Raw genomic sequence first — 17,461 nt, 5'->3', positions numbered from 1 at the left:
CCTAACCGGGCTGGTCCGAGATGGGTCTATGCACTTAATTCCACAATGACAATCGCGCCGGTTCGCGTTACGCGGGAAGTCACGTCGAAAAGAACAACTGCAAGGTCAGGGATGAATTCACACACGCCAGTCGCGAGCGCCGTCACGGCCCTCCGCATCAAGGAAGTTACAGCGTTTCCAGTGTCTTTCCCGGTGGCGCCGGAGAACAGCGTGAGCATGGGCGTCGGCCGCATGGTCAAACGCGACGCCGTCATCGTGAAAGCGGTCACCGAGGATGGCCTCGTTGGGTACGGTGAAGCACATCACGGCCGCGCGCATACCACCGTTGCGAACCTCATCAACACCGCGTTACGCGGACTGATCCTGGGGATGAATGCCGCGGATGTCGTCGGCGTCTGGAAGCGCATCTACGACAAGCAGCTCGCCAGCCACGGCATGGGCGCCGGTACCTGCCTCGCCATGAGCGGCATCGACATGGCGCTGTGGGATATTCGCGGTAAAGCGACCGGCTGGCCGCTCTATCGCCTGCTCGGCGGCGTTTCGAAGCCGATCGCGGCTTATGCTGGCGGCCTTTCGCTCGGCTATCAGGAACCGTCCGCGCTGGTCGACGAGGCGATCCCGCATATCGAGGCCGGCTACAAAGCCGTGAAGCTGCGCATCGGCGATACGCCGAAGCGCGACCTGCAGCGCATCGAAGCGGTGCGTAAGGCGTTCGGCGACGAGCTGACCATCATGACCGACGCTAATATCGGCTACACGGTCGAGGATGCGCGCCAAGCGATCCCGGGCATGCAGGAGCTCAACGTGCGCTGGCTCGAAGAACCGTTCCCGCCGCACGACTATCGCTCCTACGCCCTCGCCCGCAGCTTCGGCAACGTGCCGCTAGCGGCCGGCGAAAACCACTACACGCGCTACGAATTCAACCGGACGCTGGAAGACGGCACGATCACGATCATCCAACCGGACTTGTCGAAGACCGGCGGCATCACGGAAGCGCTGCGCATCGCCGCGATGGCGTCGGCCTACAAGCTCTCGGTCAATCCGCACACATCGATGACCGGGCTGAACATGGCATGCTGCATCCATTTCCTCGCCGCGGTCGACAACGCCGGCTATTTCGAAGGCGACATCTCGAAGAACAACTTCTTCCGCGATGAGCTGACGACAAAGCCGTACACGCTCAACAAAGACGGCACCGTGCTGCCGCTCGAGAAACCCGGCATCGGCGTCGAGGTGGATGAGCGGTTCTTCACGAAATATCCGGCGATCGAGGGCCCGAGTTACGTTTAGTCCCGGCGGTCAGAACTAAGAACAAAAACAAAAAGGGAGGGAACCATGACCATCACACGCCGCACCACGCTCGGCGTCATCGGCGGCGCCGCGCTCGCCGGCGCCACCGGCGCACGCGCGCAAAGCTATCCGGACAAGCCGATCAAGATTGTCGTCCCCTACACGCCGGGCGGCTTCAACGACACGCTCGGCCGCATCATCGCGCAGCACCTGCAGGAAACTTGGGGCCAGCCGGCGGTCGTCGAAAACCGTCCGGGCGGCGGCACCCTCATCGGCTCCGACAGCGTCGCCAAGGCGCCGCCGGACGGCGCGACGCTGCTGATCGTCGCGTTCCCGTTCGGCGCCAATCCGGGCATCTATCCGAAGCTGCCTTATGACACTGTGAAAGACTTCACGCCGCTGATGCTCGCCGGACAGACGTCGAACCTGCTCGTCGTCAACCCGTCGCTGCCGGTCAGCTCCGTCAAGGAGCTGCTCGACATGGTCAAAAAAGAGCCCGGAAAGCTCTCGTACGGTTCGACCGGCATCGGCTCGTCCAACCATCTCTCGATGGAGCTGTTCAAGAGCATGGCGGGCGTCAACATCGTCCACGTGCCCTATAAGGGCTCGGCGCCGATGGTCAGCGACCTCCTCGGCAACCACGTTCAGCTCGCGTTCGACAATACGCCGAATGTGCTGCCGCAGGTGAAGGCCGGCAAGCTCCGCGCGATCGGCGTCTCGTCAATGAAAGCGTCGCAATTCGCGCCGGAGGTGCCGACGGTCGATAGCGCGGGCGTTCCCGGCTACGAGGTCGGCGTGTGGTTCGGCATCGTCGGTCCCGCCAACCTCCCCGCCCCGATCCGCGACAAGCTCTCGGCCGAACTCAACCGCATGCTGACGCTGCCGGCGATCAAACAGCGTTTCGCCGAGCAAGGCGTCGATCCGATCGGCGGCACCCCGCAAGCCTTCAGCGACCACATCAAGAGCCAGATCGAGAAGTGGACGAAAGTCGCGAAGGACGCGAATATCAAGGCGGAGTAACGCACCTCACATATTCTGAATCAGCGATCTTGCGCCCACCTCCACCTGAAAAGGGGGAGGTCGACGCACGCAGTGCGTCGGGAGGGGGTCTGCGTCGGAGCGTCACGTGACCCCCTCCCCATCCCTCCCCCTTTCAGGTGGAGGGAGTCCTATGCCGCTCTCTCCAGAGCCATTACAAATTCCGTCCTATTGCCGCGCCTGTTACTCATTGATTTGAAGGCCTTTCCGCATGCCACCGTCTCCGCTCGACACCATCCGCGCCATTGCCTTCGATGTTCAGGGCACGTGCGTCGACTTTTATCAGCCCATCCTGCGCATGGGCGAAGCCTTGAACCGCGAGAAAGAGCTCGGCATCGACTGGGCCGCGTTATCGGCCGAATGGCGCGAGCTTTATCGCCAAGCGCTTGACCAGGTCATCGCAGGCAAGCGGCCGTGGCTGCGCGTCGATCGCATCTATCGCGAAGCGTTGGACAGCCTACTCGAGCGGCGCGGTCTCGCCGACGCGTTTTCATCCACCGAGCGGGACGACATCAACACGATCTGGACCCGGCTCGATGCTTGGCCGGACAGCGTCGAGGGTCTCACGCGCCTGCGCAAAAAGTTCGTGACCGCGACGCTCTCCAACGCCGGAATGACGGCGGTGATCTCGGTCGTCAAACACGCAGGTCTGCCATTCGATGCCATCCTCACGGCGGAGCTTGCGCAAAGCTACAAACCCTCGCCGAATGTGTACCGGCTGGCGGTCGACTATCTCGGCTACCCGCCCGAAGAGATCCTGATGGTGGCGTGTCACAAATACGATCTCGTAGCCGCGCGCGCGTTCGGCATGCGGACGGCCTTCGTTGCGCGTCCGCTGGAGTTCGGTCCCGCGGCTGAGCCGGATACATCGTGCGAAGACTGGTTCGATATTTACACGAACAGCTTCGTCTCGCTCGCGCGCGCGCTGGGCGCCTGACGCGATGCACAGCCCTGCCGTAAAGAAATTCCCGGTTGCGCTGGTCGCGTGGGGCTTTTTCGGCATGGCGCTGCATATCGGGCTCGCGCGTTTTACCTACGGCGTGACGCTGCCGACGCTGCGCAGCGATCTCGGCATCTCCTATTTCACCGGCGGCGCGCTCAACGCGATCCACATGGCGGGCTATCTCATCGGCACGCTCGCGGTGCCGTATTGGGTGAAGCGTGCCGGCATGCGCGGGCTGGCGCTGCAGGCGCATCTCGTTGTTATCGCGGGCGCGGTGATCTGCGCGCTGGCGCCGTCCGAAACAGCGAGCGGCACGGCGTTGCTCGCGCTCGGCCGTATCACGACCGGCGTCGGCGCGGGCTCGGCGATCGTCGCTATTTTGGTCAACGTCTTCGCGGCCGTCGAAGCGACGCAGCGGCCGACCGTGAGCGCGATCGTCTGGGCCGGCATGGGCGCGTCGGTCGTCGTCAGCGGGTTGTTCGTCGGCTGGCTGTTGGTGCCGCAGATCGGCTGGCGCACGGCCTTCTGGGCTGCCGCCGTGCTCGCGGCGTTACTGGCGTGTTTCGCGGCGTCACGTGCATTTCCGGCCAATCCGCCACCCGCGACTGCGCCGGCCGCGTTCACGGCACGCGATATCGCGACGCCGCGCTGGGGTTATCTCTTCGTCGCGTATCTGATGTTCGGCACCGGCTATATTGCCTACGCGACATTTGCGGGTGCGCGGCTCGCGGCTCTCAATGCGCCGCTTGGCGTCGTCAGCGGCGTATGGACGCTCTACGGCCTCACCTGCATGATCGGCGCCGCGCTGACCGTGCCGCTGGTGAATTCACCGCGCGCGAAAATGTTCGCGCTTGTCGCATCGCTCGGCTGCGCGGCAGTCGGCTCACTGCTTGCCGTCGCGACGCCGTCGTTCACGGCGCTGCTGGCGGCGCTGCTTGTCGGGCTTGGGCTCGCGGCCACACCAACAATCGTTTCCGGCTACGCGCGCGATCGCTGCAGCGCGGACGACTATCCGAAGGCCTTTGCGTATGCGAGCGCCGCGATGGGGACCGGGCAGCTGATCGGCCCGGTCGCGGCGGGCGCGCTCGCGGATGCGTTCGGCACCGCAGCCGCGCCGCTGTTCGCGGCATGCGCTTACGGGATCGGCGCGCTGATGGCGCTGATGGATCGGCGGAATTTGAAGAGCTAGAGTTCGTCATTGCCGGGCTTGACGACGGAGGTTAAACGTCGAGCATCTCGTCGTCTGCGAATTCGGCGTGTTCCTGAATGAACTGGAAGCGCGACTCCGCCTTTGTGCCCATCAGCCGCTCGACCGAATCCGCGGTGCCTTCGCGATCGTCGGTGATCAGCGTAACCTTCAGAAGCGTGCGCTTTCGCGGGTCCATCGTGGTCTCTTTGAGCTGCGCGGCCATCATCTCGCCGAGGCCTTTGAAGCGGCTGATCTCGACCTTGGCGTTGGCGTTGAACTCTTTCTTCAAGATGTCGTCGCGGTGCTTTTCGTTGCGCGCGTAGAAAATCTTGCCGCCATGCGCGAGCTTGAACAGCGGCGGTACCGCAAGGAAAAGGTGCCCCTCTTCGATCAGCTTTGGCATTTCGCGATAGAAGAAGGTGATCAGCAGCGACGCGATATGCGCGCCGTCGACGTCGGCGTCCGTCATGATGACGACGCGGCCGTAGCGCAAATCCTCGCTGCGATAATTCGCGCGCGTCGAGACGCCAAGCGCCTGCATCAGGTCGGCAAGTTGCTGGTTGGCGTTCAGCTTGTCGCGGCCCGCGCTCGCGACGTTGAGGATTTTTCCGCGCAGCGGCAGCACGGCTTGGCTGGCGCGATCGCGCGCCTGCTTGGCCGAACCACCGGCCGAGTCACCTTCGACGATGAAGAGTTCGGAGCCTTCGGCCGCCGTGTTGGTGCAGTCCGCGAGTTTGCCCGGAAGCCGCAGTTTCTTGACGGCGGACTTGCGCGAGATTTCCTTTTCCTGCCGGCGGCGCAGGCGCTCTTCGGCGCGCTCGACGACCCAGTCCAGAAGCTTGTTCGCTTGCGTCGGATTGCCGGCGAGCCAGTGATCGAACGGATCGCGGATCGCCTGCTCGACGATGCGCTGAGCCTCGACTGTCGCGAGACGATCTTTCGTTTGACCCTGAAATTCCGGTTCGCGGACGAACACCGAGAGCATGCAGGCGGCGCCGACCATCAGGTCTTCGCTCGTCACCGGCGCGGCGCGCTTGCCCTGCCCCACGCGTTCGGCGTGTTCCTTCAAGCCGCGCAGCAGCGCGGTGCGGAAGCCGCTTTCGTGGGTGCCGCCTTCATGCGTCGGGATCGTGTTGCAGTAGGACGAGACGAAGCCGTCCGCGTCCGCCACCCAAGCGACCGCCCATTCTACGCCGCCGTGACCGCCGACCTTGCCGGAGCGGCCTTGGAAGATGTCCGGGTGCACGTAAGTCTGGCCGTGCGTCGCGGAGGCGAGGTAATCCTTCAAGCCGCCTTCGAAGTGGAAGACGTCCTTCTCCGGCACATCGTCGACGCCGGCGAGCAATTCCTTCGCGCAAGTCCAGCGAATTTCGACGCCGCCGAAGAGATACGCTTTCGAGCGCGCCATCTTGTAAAGACGCGCCGGCTTGAAGGTCGCCTTGCCGCCGAAGATTTGCGGGTCGGCCCAGAAGTGGACCATCGTGCCGCGCCGGTTGGCGACACGCCCGAGTTCCTTCAGTTTGCCTTGCGGAATGCCGCGCGCGAATTCTTGGCTGTAAAGCTGCTGGCCGCGCGCGACCTCGACGATGAGCTTTTCGGACAGCGCGTTGACGACGGACACGCCGACGCCGTGCAAGCCGCCGGACGTCTCGTAGGCTTTGCCGTCGAATTTGCCGCCCGCGTGCAGCGTGCACATAATGACTTCGAGCGCGGACTTCTTCGGAAATTTCGGATGCGGATCGACCGGGATGCCGCGGCCGTTATCCGTCACCGAGATCGAGCCGTCGGCGTGCACCTCGACATCGATCCAGTCGGCGTGACCGGCGAGCGCCTCGTCCATCGAGTTGTCGATGACTTCGGCGAAGAGATGGTGCAGCGCCTTCTCGTCGGTGCCGCCGATATACATGCCGGGGCGGCGGCGAACGGGCTCGAGACCTTCGAGGACTTCGATGTCTTGCGCCGTGTAGCCGGATTCCCCGGGCGTCGACGCGCCGCGCGCTTTCGGCGCGGGAGCGGCGGCCGCCACTTTCGGCGCCTTCGCAAAGAGATCGTCGTCACCCGACGTGGGCTTCTTGGCTGCTTTTGCCATCGTGTTCCTAAAGGCCTTCCAGACTCAGCCGACGCCCCGCTTCATGCGGGCCATGACGGAGCAAATGATTCGATTCAGGCGCCAACCTACCCGATATCGGCCCGGTTGGTGAAAAAGTGATCTATGTAGTCTGTGCGCAAATAGCGATAACGGCATGAGGCAAAGAACGATTTCAGGTCGTCGATGCGGTCCGAGTAAAGCTCGACCTGCGCGTAAACCTCGTTGTTCTGCAACAGTCCGCGCATGCCTTCGAGGGCATGGAACTCCGAGCCCTCGACGTCCATCTTCATCACGATCGTCTTCCCGGCGATCGCGAATTCGTCGTCGAACTTGATCTGGCGCACCGCGTGGGTCGCGACCGTCGGCGCCTCTTCGGGCGGCTTGTCGGCGTGGATCACCCAGGACTCCCCGCGATTGTGCTCGCCGGCTTCCGAAAGCGTCACCTCGCCTTCGCGATCGCCGACCGCAACTTTGTGTACGGCGACGCGCGTTGCGAGATCGTTGAGGAAGAGGTTCGCCATCAGATGCGCGTGGTTGCCGGGATCGGGCTCGAACGCGATCGCCTGCTTCACGAGATCCTTCGTCACCAGCATCACGGTGTAGAAACCGGAATTCGCGCCGACATCGAGAAAGAGATCGACCGGACGCTGCTGACAGATTTCGGCTAAGGCATCGAGCTGCGAGCCTTCCCACATGCCGAAATGCGCGATGCTGCGATCGATGAGGTCGGTCTCGCCGACGAGGAATTTTGCGCCCTGAGCTTCCATGACAAAGCGTTCGTAGCCGGCGCGCGTCATGGACGCCGAGAAGGCTTGGCGTTCGGCGACTTCTTGTTGATTGAGAGGATGATGGAAGACGGGCATGCGGCTCCGTTAGCACGGAATGCGAGGCTTATGGAAACATCAGCCGCATGGAAATATGCCGCATTCGCGCCTCCTGGTGTTTTGGTTGAAGCGCGGCTAAACCTTCGCACCCACGATAAAGAAAGCCGGAATGGGCCTCGAATATTACGCCAATCAGGTCATCGCATTCATCCAAGCCAATCAGGCCTGGGCGGCGCCGATCATCTTTCTCCTCGCATTCGCGGAATCGCTCGCGTTCATTTCGCTGCTGGTGCCGGCGTGGGGCATCCTGCTGGCGACCGGCGCGCTCATCCAATCGTCTGGCCTCTCGTTCTGGCCGATCTGGGTAGCGGCCGCCGTCGGTGCGGCCCTCGGCGATTGGCTCTCCTACTGGATCGGTTACAAATTCGAGCATGCGGTCGCTAACAAATGGCCGCTCAACAAGCATCCGGATTTGTTGCCGCGCGGCGAAGCCTTCATGAAGAAGTGGGGCATGCTCGGCATTGTGATCGGGCGCTTTTTCGGCCCGCTTCGCGCTGCGGTACCGCTCGTCGCCGGAATTTTCCAAATGGATCAAACGCGATTTCAGATCGCGAACTGGTCTTCGGCCTTCCTGTGGGCCGCCGTCATTCTGCTTCTCGGCGATGTTGCCGGCAAAGTGATTGGCTACTTCTGGGGCTGACATCCCCAAAATGTGGTAAGCGTCGCGTCATCAGAATAAAGTAAGACGTCCCCGCAACTAGGGAGCTTCCTCACATGTCGATTTCTCGCCGCACCGTGCTGGCCGGCGCTGCCGCTTCGGCCGCCGCCTTGGCATCCTCCGAACAAGCCGCATTCGCCGCCGCGCCCCCGACCGGCAAACAAGCGCCCGGTTTCTATCGCTACAAAGTCGGCGATCTCGAACTCACGCAGGTGCACGACGGCGCGCGGACGTTCCCGCTGCCAGACGGCTTCGTGCGTAACGCCAGCAAAGACGACATCAACAAAGCGCTCGAAGGCCTCTTCCTGCCGCGCGATCAGGTGACGATCACGTTCAGCCCCGTCGTCGTCAACAGCGGCTCGAAGCTTACGGTGATCGACACCGGCAACGGCCCGCAGCAACAGGCGAACGCACCCGTCGGCTTGTTCGCGAGCAATCTTACGGCCGCCGGCATCGATGCGAAGAATGTCGATATCGTCGTCATCTCGCATTTCCATCCGGATCACATCAACGGTCTGCGCACCGCGGACGGCGCCCTCGCCTTCCCGAATGCCGAGATCAAAGTGCCGGAGCGCGAATGGGCGTTCTTCATGAACGACGAGAACATGAACAAGGCGCCGGACGCCGCGAAGGGCATGTATCAGAACGCGCGCCGCGTCTTCAAAGATCTCGCCGACAAGGTGACCAAGTACGACTACGACAAGGAAGTTGCACCGGGCATCACGGCAATCGAGACCAACGGCCACACGCCAGGTCACGCATCCTTCGTCGTCAACTCGGGCAGCACCAAGATGCTGATCCAGTCCGACATCACGAACCATCCGGGATTGTTCGCCGCAAATCCGGGTTGGCATCTCGTGTTCGACATGGATCCGGTGAAAGCCGAAGCGACGCGTCGCAAATTCTTCGACATGGCGGCAGCGGAAAAACTCCGCGTCGCTGGCTATCACTATCCGTTCCCGGCGGTCGGCAATGTCGAGAAAACCGCCACCGGCTATCGCGTCATTCCGTCGATGTGGAATCCGGCGCTCTAACGTTTTCCAAGAAGCCGTCCATCAGGGCGGCTTCTTTTTTTGTCGCACATCTCACAACAAGAACACTGCGGGAGCATCCCCCATGACGATCGATCGTCGCACGGTTTTGACGGCGGCCGGCGCTGCTGCGCTGGCAAGCCAACTTCCCTCCACGACAGCAAATGCCGCCTCGCCGCCGACAGGCCAGCAGAACGCGGGTTTCTACCGCTATAAGGTCGGCGACTTCGAAATCACGGTCGTCACCGACGGCGTCAACCGCTTCAAAGTGCCCGAGAATTTCATCACCAACGTGAAATTCGACGACGTCAAAGCCGAGATCGCGCAGAGCTTTATGTCGGCTGACGAATTTTCCGTCCCCTACTCGCCGATCGTCGTCAACACGGGGTCGAAACTCATCGTCATCGACACCGGCACGGGCGAAGCAAACTTCGCAACGAGCAAAGGAGCGGCTGGACAATTCCAGCGTAATCTCGCCGCCGCCGGCATCGACGCGAAGAACGTCGATACGGTGATCATCTCGCATTATCACGGCGACCACGTGAACGGCCTCTTGAAAGCGGACGGCACGCTCGCATTCCCGAATGCGGAAATTCTCGTGCCGGCGACCGAGCACAAATTCTGGATGGACGATGGCGAGATGAGCCGCGCGACCCCGGGACGCATGCAGGGATTGTTCAAGAACAACCGCTCGCTGTTCTCCGGCGAAGTTGCGAAGCGCGTAAAGACATACGACGCCGGCAAGGAAGTCGTGTCGGGCATCACCGCAGTTGCGACGCCCGGACACACGCCGGGTCACACGTCGCACATCATCGCGTCAGGCAACAAGCGCGTCGTCGCGCAAGCGGACGTGACCAACGTGCCGTTCCTCTTCGCGAAGAATCCCGGATGGCATGCAGCGTTTGATCAAGATGGGAAGATGGCGGAAGAGACGCGCCGCAAATTCTACGACATGCTCGCGGCCGAGAAGGTGACGGTTCAAGGCTTCCACTATCCGTTCCCGGCCGTCGGTCACGTCGAGAAAGACGGCAACGGTTATCGCGTCATCCCGGTGATGTGGAGCTCGTCGCTCTAGTTGTGGGTGCCTAAAATGCAGGAGGCGAGCGTTTGGTAACGCTCGCCTCGACTGCGTAGAAGAAGGTGGCCGGCCGAGCGCGATGTCATGAGGAGGCCACTCGCACCGAACTCGAACCGGCCGAACCCCACGGACCCAGGAGATGCGGCGGACCTGAGCACTCCGTAGGGCTATCGGTTGCCGAATGAGTTCCACTCGGCATGAATAAGGCTAGGGGCAGGACCCCGGAAAAGCAACTGATCTAGCCGAAGTTGGCACGCAACCTGCCGTCAACCTAAACGTTTAGGGTTTATCGCGGCTACAGGTTACCGTTTTACGGTCTCATATTACCGATTAGGCCGCGTCAGCGACCACGCGGTTACGGCCGTCCCTCTTCGCCCGATACAGCGCCTGGTCGGCCCGCTTCAGCAGCGCGGTTGCGCTATCATCCGGCGCGCGGAGTGTCGCAATACCGATCGAGATCGTGATCTCCAGCGGCGAGCCGCCCGACGGAATCGGGAACAGTTCGGACGCCACGCGGCGGCGTAAACGCTCTGCCACCATCGACGCCACCGCCATATCGGTCTCCGGCATCACGACGACGAATTCCTCGCCGCCCATGCGGCATGCGAGATCGATACCGCGGATCGCCTTGCGCACGCGCGTTGCGAATTCGCGCAGCACATCATCGCCGACATCATGGCCATACGTGTCGTTGACGCGCTTGAAGTGATCGATGTCGAGGACGAGCATCGACAGCGGCTTGCCACGCGTCGCCGCATTCTCGACGAGCGCCGCGAGATGCGTCTCCATGTATCGGCGATTGTGCAGACCCGTGAGACTGTCGGTGACAGCCATCTCGATCGACATCTGCACGTTGTCGCGAAGGCGCGCGCTGAAACGCTTGCGGCGCACTTGCGTGCGCACACGCGCGAGCAGTTCGTTCTTGTCGATCGGACGCACAAGATAATCGTTCACGCCGATGTCGAGACCGCGCATCAACCGAGATTCTTCGCCCGGATTGGCGAGCAGCAGGATCGGCAGATTGCGCGTGCGTTCGAGCGTGCGCACTTGGCTGCACAAACGGAGCGGATCGAAGTTTTCCGGCGCGAGCGAGATCAGCAGCAGATCGTATTCGCCGTCGGCGGCGTGGAACAACGCTTCCTGCGGATCCGGCTCGACATCGACGCCATGCTCGGCGGCGAGAACGCTCGCGGTGCGCTCGTACGAGCTCGGGCGATCGTCGACGATGAGGATGCGGCCGTTCTTGCCAGTGTCAGCGATTGCAGCCGCGACGGGGTCGGAAATGCCGATTTGACGGGACGTTGCGGCCCGCATGCGCAATTCGTCGCTGACGAGTTTCAGGCGAACCAGCGAGCGCACGCGCGCGAGCAGTGCGACTTCGGAGACCGGCTTGGTGAGGAAATCGTCGGCGCCCGCTTCGAGGCCGCGCACGCGATCGGCCGGCTGATCGAGCGCCGTCACCATCACGACCGGGATGTGATGCGTTTCCGGATTTGCCTTGAGCTGGCGACAGACTTCGAAGCCGTCCATCTCGGGCATCATCACGTCGAGCAGCACGAGATCGCACTGCGCGTTGCGGCAGATCGAAAGTGCTTCACGTCCATTCATCGCCGAAACGACGTCGAAGTATTCCGCGCTCAAACGCGCTTCGAGAAGTTTGATGTTCGTCGCGATGTCGTCGACGATGAGAATCCGGGCGCTCATCGAGCAACACCTTCAGCCGGGCCGAGGAAGCCGCGCACGGTTTCGATGAACTTGCCGACCGATATCGGCTTCGAGAGATAAGCTTCGCAGCCGCCTTCGCGGATGCGCTCCTCGTCACCCTTCATCGCAAAGGCCGTGACGGCGATGACGGGAATCGAACGCAGCTCCGGATCGTCTTTCAGCCACTTCGTGACTTCGAGACCGGAGACTTCCGGCAACTGGATGTCCATGAGGATGAGCGAGGGACGATGCTGGCGCGCGAGATCGAGCGTCTCGATGCCGTTGCGCGTTCCGATCGTCGGATATCCATGAGCCTGCAGCAGGTCTTGGAAGAGCTTCATATTGAGCTCGTTGTCTTCGACGATCAGTACGACCTTGCTCATCAATCCGTCCGGTTGTCCGTTGCCCTGCCCCTGCGAGGGGGCGGACGATGTGGCTTCGCCGGTAGACCCGCAAGGGGCCACGGACCGCATCGCTCTCAAACGCCGACAACTCTCCCCGTAAGGCCGAGCCGTTTGCGCTCTGGTTGAATGCAGATACCCTACTCCGGGATATCTTACGGAAAGGCAAACGGATGCGCGGAAAGACGACGGTATTGACCGTCGAAGGTGCGGAAAAGATTGCGATTTCCGCACTTATATATGTCGCGGGTGATGACGAATTGTGCCAGCGATTCTTGTCGCTTACAGGCATGACACCGCAAACATTGCGCACCGCCGCTGCCGATCCCGGATTTTTGTCAGCAGTTCTCGATTTTGTGGCCGCGCATGAGCCGACTCTCACTGCTTTTGCGTCTCACGCCGGGATACAACCCGGAGAAGTCGATTCGGCACGCCACACGTTGGGTGGCGGGAATTGGGAGCGGGAGACCGCTTAAAAACTCAAATAACCACGATGCCAGCTTTCTGCCGCGACTGCCTCAGCGATAGCGCCTCCGCCGGCGGGCGGTGTCGCGCTTGCGGCTCGCCGCGCGTCGTCGGTCATCCGAAAATCGATACGCTGAGCATCGCGCATATCGACTGCGATGCTTTCTATGCGGCGATCGAGAAACGCGACGATCCGAGCATCGCGGACAAACCTGTCATCATCGGCGGCGGCAAAAGAGGAGTCGTCTCCACGGCTTGCTACATCGCGCGCACCTACGGTGTGAAGTCCGCCATGCCGATGTTCAAGGCGCTAGCACTTTGCCCGCATGCCACAATCGTTCGGCCGCGCATGAGCAAGTATGTCGAGGTCGGGCGCGAAGTGCGGCGGCGCATGCACGAGCTGACGCCGATGGTCGAGCCCCTCTCGATCGATGAAGCGTTTCTCGATCTCTCCGGCACGGAGCTTCTGCACGGCATGAGCCCGGCGCGCTCGCTCGCGCGACTCGCGAAGGCAATCGAGAAGGATATTGGCATCTCGATCTCGGTCGGCCTCTCCGGCAACAAATTCCTGGCAAAGATCGCGTCGGACCTCGACAAGCCGCGCGGTTTTTCGGTATTGGCTCCCGAAGAGGCGCCTGCATTTCTGGCGCCGAAGCCGGTCGGATTTATTTGGGGTATCGGCAAAGCCAGCGAAGCGAAGCTCGCCCGCGACGGCTATGTCACGATTGCTGATCTGCAGCGTGCAGACGAGACGGATTTGATGCGTCGATATGGTCCAGAAGGGTTGCGTCTATCTCGACTTTCCCGCGGCATCGATGTGCGGCGCGTCAGCCCGGACCGCGATGCGAAGACCGTGTCGGCCGAAACCACATTCGAGACCGACACAGGCGATCATCACGCCCTGGAGCGCATTCTCTGGCCTCTGTGCGAGAAGGTTTCGGGGCGGCTCAAGGCTGCCGCCATCGCGGGCTCGACCGTAACGCTCAAGCTGAAAACGCACGACTTCAAGCTGCGCACGCGCGCCGCGACGCTGTCTTATCCGACCCAGCTCGCGAACGAGATCTTCGAGACCGGACGACAACTGCTCGGCCGCGAGATCGGCAGCGCTCGCTTTCGCCTGCTCGGCATCGGCGTCTCGAATTTCGTCGAGGCCGAGAATGCGGTGCGCGACTTGATCGAGACGGCCGTGGTGCGCACCGGCGCGCGCGAGAAGGCCATCGATCGCCTGCGTGAAAAATTTGGGCAAGACGCTGTCGTGCGCGGCATCTCGTTCGACAACGGAAAGCGCTGACGGTGTCTATCTCAAGTTTGCCGCGCGAACGCCTGCTGCCGTTGATCGTCGCAGTCGCGCTGTTCATGGAGAATATCGACTCCAACGTCATCTCGACGTCCCTGCCCGCCATCGCTCTCGATCTCGGCACCAGCCCGATCATCCTGAAGATCGGCGTTACGTCGTATCTGTTGGCGCTGGCGATTTTCCTTCCGGCGAGCGGCTGGATCGCGGACCGCTTCGGCCCGAAGAACGTCTTCCGCATCGCGATCGGCGTTTTCGTCGTCGGCTCGTTGATCTGCGCGAGCGCAACGTCGCTGCCGCATTTCGTTTTCGGCCGCGTTGTGCAAGGCGCTGCGGGAGCATTGATGTCTCCCGTTGCGCGATTGCTTCTGGTGCGTTCCATCGACAAGCAATCGCTGGTCGATGCGATGGCGTGGGTGTCGATCCCGGCCCTGCTCGGCCCGGTTCTCGGGCCGCCGCTCGGCGGCTTCATCACGACCTACGCGACCTGGCACTGGATCTTCCTCATCAACGTGCCCGTCGGTGTGTTCGGCATCTTCATGGTGACGCGCTATGTCCCGGTCATCGAGGCCGAGAAGCGCGATCCGCTCGACTTGCCGGGCTTGATCCTGTCCGGCTTCGCGGTTGCCGGGCTCGCGTTCGGGCTCTCGGTCGCAGGCTTCGACATTCTGCCGGTGCCGTTGATCGCCACGCTCGTCGCGGGCGGCGCGATCTCGGCTGTGTTGTTTGCCGTCCACTCGCGCAAGATCGAAGCGCCGGCGCTCGATTTCTCGCTGCTGCGGCTGCCGACCTTCCGCGCCAGCATCATCGGCGGCAGCCTGTTCCGTATCGGTATCGGCGCGCTGCCATTCTTGTTGCCGCTGCTGATGCAGCTCGGCTTCGGGTTGTCGCCGTTTCAGTCAGGGCTAGTGACGTTCTCAGCCGCGATTGGCGCAATCCTAATGAAGGTCGCCGCTGCTTATTTCCTTCGCCGCTTCGGCTTTCGAAAACTGCTCACCATCAACGCGCTCATCGGCGGGTTCTTCGTCGCGATATGTGGGCTGTTCCAGCCCGGCATGTCGTTCGCTTTCATCATCGCGGTGCTGGTGATCGGCGGCTTTTTCCGATCGCTGCAGTTCACGTCGATCAACGTTCTCGCGTATGCGGAGGTGGAGCAGCGCCAGATGGGTCGCGCAACGACTCTCGCAGCGGTGGCGCAGCAAGTCTCACTGTCGGCCGGTATCGCGGTTGGCGCTTTTATTGTTGAGACGACTGTGAAGCGCGGCGGCGGTGGAGCGATTTCGGCTGAGGATTTCCCGCTCGCATTCCTCATCGTCGGATTGGCGACCGCGTCGTCCTTCATCTTCTTCTGGCTGCTGCCGAAAGACGCGGGCGAGCAACTCTCGCGCAAGACACCGCCACAGTAGCTGGTCATCCCGGTCGAGCGTGTGCAACGCGCGAAGCGCGGCGCATACGCCAGGGCCGGGATCCATAGCCCCTGCCTACACGATAGCTCTGTGATTATGGATCCCGGACAGCTTCGGCCCGCTTCGCGGGACCTTAGCTTCCGGGATGACGACGGAATTTGGCGCGGCTTATCGCGCGCCGCGAAAGCCCGTCGCGAGCAGATACAGTTCGGAGGAATCCGCGCGGCTCGCCTGCGGCTTGATGTGTTTCACGTTGGTGAAGTTGCGCTTCAGCTCGGAGAGCAGCTGCGCCTCGGTGCCGCCTTGCAGCACTTTCGCGAGGAACACGCCGCCCGGCGCGAGCACTTCGTAAGCGAAAGCCGCAGCGGCCTCGACCAGCGCCATCGTGCGCAAATGGTCTGTGCGTTTGTGACCGGTCGTGTTCGCGGCCATGTCGGAGAGCACGACGTCGGCCTTGCCGCCGAGCAATTCCTCGAGGCGCGCAGGGGCCGCCTCATCGAGGAAATCGAGGTGGATGATCGTCGCGCCCGGGATCGGCGGCACTTCGAGAATGTCGATGCCGACGACTTTGCCGTTCCCCTCCTCGGATTTGACGCGTTTGACGGCGATCTGGCTCCAGCCGCCGGGCGCCGCGCCAAGATCGACGACGATCTTGCCGGGCTTGAGGAACTTCGCCTTGTCGTCGATTTCGGTCAGTTTGTAGGCCGCGCGCGAGCGATAGCCGTCGCGCCTCGCTTTCGCGACGTACGGATCGTTGAGCTGACGCTCGAGCCACGCGCGTTGCGACGCCGTGCGGCCTTGCGCACGAACGCGGACTTTCAGGTCACGGGCGCCGCGATCGTTCACGCGTTCTTTCTCCACCACACTTCGTCGTCACGCATCATCTCGACCAGCATGCCTTCGCGCAGGCCCCGGTCGGCGACGCGCAGCCGCTCGCTCGGGAACGCGCGGCGGATCGCTTCGAGGATCGCGCACCCCGCAAGCACGAGGTCAGCGCGCTCCGCGCCGATGCACGCATTGGCAACGCGGTCTTCGTAGCGCATCGCGAGCAATTGTTCGAGCGCCGTATCGATCTGGCCGCTCGTCATCCAGCAACCGTCGACCTGGCGGCGATCGTAGCGGCGGAGCCCTAGATGGATGCCCGCAACCGTGGTCACGGTGCCGGAGGTGCCGAGCAAGTGCAGCGACGTCGAATTCTTCAGTTCGGCATTCTTCTCCGCGAACGGCGCGAGATAGCCCTCGACCTCCTGGATCATCCGCTCGAAAACATCGCGGCTGACTTCGATGCCGCCATGCTTCTCCGCCAGTGTGACGACGCCGACCGGGAGCGATGCCCAATCGCGAATGATCGGTTTCGGCGGGCCGGCCTGCCCGTTCACCGAGCCCATGTTGACGATTTCGGACGAGCCGCCGCCGATATCGAACAGCACGACACTCGATGCGGCCGGGTCGACCAGCGGCGTGCAGCCGGTGGCGGCGAGGCGCGCTTCGGTCTTGCGGTCGATGATTTCGAGGTCGATGCCGACGGCGTCGCGGACGCGCTGGACGAAAGCGTCGCCGTTCTCGGCGGAACGGCAGGCTTCGGTGGCGATCAGCCGTGCCCGCGTCACGCCGCGCGTCACGATCTTGTCGCGGCATACCGTTAAGGCTCCGACCGCACGATCGATCGCGGCTTCGCTGATGCGTCCGGTGGACGAAATACCTTCGCCGAGGCGGATGATGCGGGAGAACGCGTCGATGACGCGGAAGCTGTCCGAGGTCGGACGCGCAACAAGCAGACGGCAATTATTGGTCCCGAGATCGAGCGCCGCATAGGTCGGAGTCGAGCGATCACTCACGGCATTGCCGTTGTGATGCCCACCGCTCTGGTGCCCGTGGGACTCTTGCCCAAAGGCGTGGCGACGACCCCAGGGCGACCGTCGAGGTCCCCGAGTTCGCGAGGGGTCGAGGCCGCCCTTCGGACGGGCCTCGTCGTCCATCAATGTCCTTCC

General features: G+C 62.6%; 16 protein-coding genes. 10 read left to right on the top strand and 6 right to left on the bottom strand.

The genetic code is table 11. The features are described from left to right. Positions 1–111: 111 nt before the first annotated feature. From GJW30_RS13760 to GJW30_RS13745, 4 genes are all read left to right on the top strand, one after another. Positions 112–1,290, top strand: coding sequence for a mandelate racemase/muconate lactonizing enzyme family protein (locus tag GJW30_RS13760; RefSeq protein ID WP_096356245.1), 1,179 nt, complete (start codon positions 112–114; stop codon positions 1,288–1,290). Positions 1,291–1,335: 45 nt separating this feature from the next. Continuing rightward, a complete protein-coding gene (locus GJW30_RS13755; RefSeq protein WP_096356243.1) occupies positions 1,336–2,310 on the top strand; it encodes a tripartite tricarboxylate transporter substrate binding protein in 975 nt (324 codons plus the stop codon). A gap of 229 nt (positions 2,311–2,539) precedes the next feature. Further along, entirely contained in the window at positions 2,540–3,265 is a 726-nt protein-coding gene (locus tag GJW30_RS13750) for a haloacid dehalogenase type II (RefSeq protein WP_096356241.1), read from the top strand. A gap of 4 nt (positions 3,266–3,269) precedes the next feature. Further along, a complete protein-coding gene (locus tag GJW30_RS13745) occupies positions 3,270–4,460 on the top strand; it encodes a YbfB/YjiJ family MFS transporter (RefSeq protein WP_096356239.1) in 1,191 nt (396 codons plus the stop codon). 31 nt (positions 4,461–4,491) lie between these two features. Here the strand turns inward: GJW30_RS13745 and parE are convergent, their stop codons facing one another. Then, the gene (gene parE, locus GJW30_RS13740; RefSeq protein ID WP_096356237.1) at positions 4,492–6,549 is read right to left on the bottom strand and encodes a DNA topoisomerase IV subunit B; all 2,058 of its coding nucleotides are present in this window, start codon (positions 6,547–6,549) and stop codon (positions 4,492–4,494) included. 86 nt (positions 6,550–6,635) lie between these two features. Continuing rightward, positions 6,636–7,412, bottom strand: coding sequence for an FkbM family methyltransferase (locus GJW30_RS13735; protein WP_096356235.1), 777 nt, complete (start codon positions 7,410–7,412; stop codon positions 6,636–6,638). A 130-nt stretch (positions 7,413–7,542) separates the two neighbouring features. Here GJW30_RS13735 and GJW30_RS13730 point away from each other — a divergent pair, with 130 nt between their 5' ends. The 3 genes from GJW30_RS13730 to GJW30_RS13720 all read left to right on the top strand — a co-directional run bounded on the left by GJW30_RS13730 (position 7,543) and on the right by GJW30_RS13720 (position 10,197). Further along, positions 7,543–8,073, top strand: a complete 531-nt coding sequence (locus GJW30_RS13730) for a DedA family protein (protein ID WP_096356233.1) — start codon at positions 7,543–7,545, stop codon at positions 8,071–8,073. Positions 8,074–8,147: 74 nt separating this feature from the next. After that, positions 8,148–9,125: an MBL fold metallo-hydrolase gene (locus GJW30_RS13725; protein ID WP_096356231.1), complete on the top strand. Its 978-nt coding sequence runs from the start codon at positions 8,148–8,150 to the stop codon at positions 9,123–9,125. Positions 9,126–9,207: 82 nt separating this feature from the next. Then, the gene (locus GJW30_RS13720) at positions 9,208–10,197 is read left to right on the top strand and encodes an MBL fold metallo-hydrolase (protein WP_096356227.1); all 990 of its coding nucleotides are present in this window, start codon (positions 9,208–9,210) and stop codon (positions 10,195–10,197) included. A gap of 333 nt (positions 10,198–10,530) precedes the next feature. On the opposite strand, the gene GJW30_RS13715 is transcribed toward GJW30_RS13720, so the two are convergent. Continuing rightward, positions 10,531–11,904, bottom strand: a complete 1,374-nt coding sequence (locus GJW30_RS13715; protein ID WP_096356225.1) for a PleD family two-component system response regulator — start codon at positions 11,902–11,904, stop codon at positions 10,531–10,533. Further along, positions 11,901–12,287, bottom strand: a complete 387-nt coding sequence (locus tag GJW30_RS13710; protein WP_096356223.1) for a response regulator — start codon at positions 12,285–12,287, stop codon at positions 11,901–11,903. The genes GJW30_RS13715 and GJW30_RS13710 overlap by 4 nt, the downstream gene beginning before the upstream one ends. 191 nt (positions 12,288–12,478) lie before the next feature. Between GJW30_RS13710 and GJW30_RS13705 the strand changes: the two genes are divergently transcribed. From GJW30_RS13705 to GJW30_RS13695, 3 genes are read left to right on the top strand one after another with little or no spacing between them, the layout of a single operon-like run. Next, complete coding sequence (locus GJW30_RS13705) at positions 12,479–12,781, top strand: DUF3572 domain-containing protein (protein ID WP_096358829.1); 303 nt, start codon at positions 12,479–12,481, stop codon at positions 12,779–12,781. A 17-nt stretch (positions 12,782–12,798) separates the two neighbouring features. Next, positions 12,799–14,061, top strand: a complete 1,263-nt coding sequence (locus GJW30_RS13700; RefSeq protein WP_096356221.1) for a DNA polymerase IV — start codon at positions 12,799–12,801, stop codon at positions 14,059–14,061. A 2-nt stretch (positions 14,062–14,063) separates the two neighbouring features. After that, positions 14,064–15,470, top strand: a complete 1,407-nt coding sequence (locus GJW30_RS13695) for an MFS transporter (RefSeq protein ID WP_245408512.1) — start codon at positions 14,064–14,066, stop codon at positions 15,468–15,470. Positions 15,471–15,638: 168 nt separating this feature from the next. Here GJW30_RS13695 and GJW30_RS13690 read toward each other — a convergent pair whose 3' ends face one another. Further along, positions 15,639–16,316, bottom strand: a complete 678-nt coding sequence (locus GJW30_RS13690) for an RlmE family RNA methyltransferase (protein ID WP_096358828.1) — start codon at positions 16,314–16,316, stop codon at positions 15,639–15,641. Continuing rightward, a complete protein-coding gene (locus GJW30_RS13685) occupies positions 16,313–17,449 on the bottom strand; it encodes a Ppx/GppA phosphatase family protein (protein WP_096356217.1) in 1,137 nt (378 codons plus the stop codon). Before GJW30_RS13685 ends, GJW30_RS13690 begins: the two co-directional genes overlap by 4 nt. Between the last annotated feature and the right edge of the window lie 12 nt (positions 17,450–17,461).

The organism is Variibacter gotjawalensis (assembly GCF_002355335.1).
In the GTDB taxonomy this organism is placed as follows: domain Bacteria; phylum Pseudomonadota; class Alphaproteobacteria; order Rhizobiales; family Xanthobacteraceae; genus Variibacter; species Variibacter gotjawalensis.
The sequence above is the reverse complement of the archived record's forward strand: the minus strand, read 5'-3'. Positions and strand labels throughout refer to the sequence as shown.

Coding starts and splice junctions, on each gene's coding strand:
- GJW30_RS13760 (WP_096356245.1), top strand. CDS start 112: ATGAATTCACACACGCCAGTCGCGAGCGCCGTCACGGCCCTCCGCATC.
- GJW30_RS13755 (WP_096356243.1), top strand. CDS start 1,336: ATGACCATCACACGCCGCACCACGCTCGGCGTCATCGGCGGCGCCGCG.
- GJW30_RS13750 (WP_096356241.1), top strand. CDS start 2,540: ATGCCACCGTCTCCGCTCGACACCATCCGCGCCATTGCCTTCGATGTT.
- GJW30_RS13745 (WP_096356239.1), top strand. CDS start 3,270: ATGCACAGCCCTGCCGTAAAGAAATTCCCGGTTGCGCTGGTCGCGTGG.
- parE (WP_096356237.1), bottom strand. CDS start 6,549: ATGGCAAAAGCAGCCAAGAAGCCCACGTCGGGTGACGACGATCTCTTT.
- GJW30_RS13735 (WP_096356235.1), bottom strand. CDS start 7,412: ATGCCCGTCTTCCATCATCCTCTCAATCAACAAGAAGTCGCCGAACGC.
- GJW30_RS13730 (WP_096356233.1), top strand. CDS start 7,543: ATGGGCCTCGAATATTACGCCAATCAGGTCATCGCATTCATCCAAGCC.
- GJW30_RS13725 (WP_096356231.1), top strand. CDS start 8,148: ATGTCGATTTCTCGCCGCACCGTGCTGGCCGGCGCTGCCGCTTCGGCC.
- GJW30_RS13720 (WP_096356227.1), top strand. CDS start 9,208: ATGACGATCGATCGTCGCACGGTTTTGACGGCGGCCGGCGCTGCTGCG.
- GJW30_RS13715 (WP_096356225.1), bottom strand. CDS start 11,904: ATGAGCGCCCGGATTCTCATCGTCGACGACATCGCGACGAACATCAAA.
- GJW30_RS13710 (WP_096356223.1), bottom strand. CDS start 12,287: ATGAGCAAGGTCGTACTGATCGTCGAAGACAACGAGCTCAATATGAAG.
- GJW30_RS13705 (WP_096358829.1), top strand. CDS start 12,479: ATGCGCGGAAAGACGACGGTATTGACCGTCGAAGGTGCGGAAAAGATT.
- GJW30_RS13700 (WP_096356221.1), top strand. CDS start 12,799: ATGCCAGCTTTCTGCCGCGACTGCCTCAGCGATAGCGCCTCCGCCGGC.
- GJW30_RS13685 (WP_096356217.1), bottom strand. CDS start 17,449: ATGGACGACGAGGCCCGTCCGAAGGGCGGCCTCGACCCCTCGCGAACT.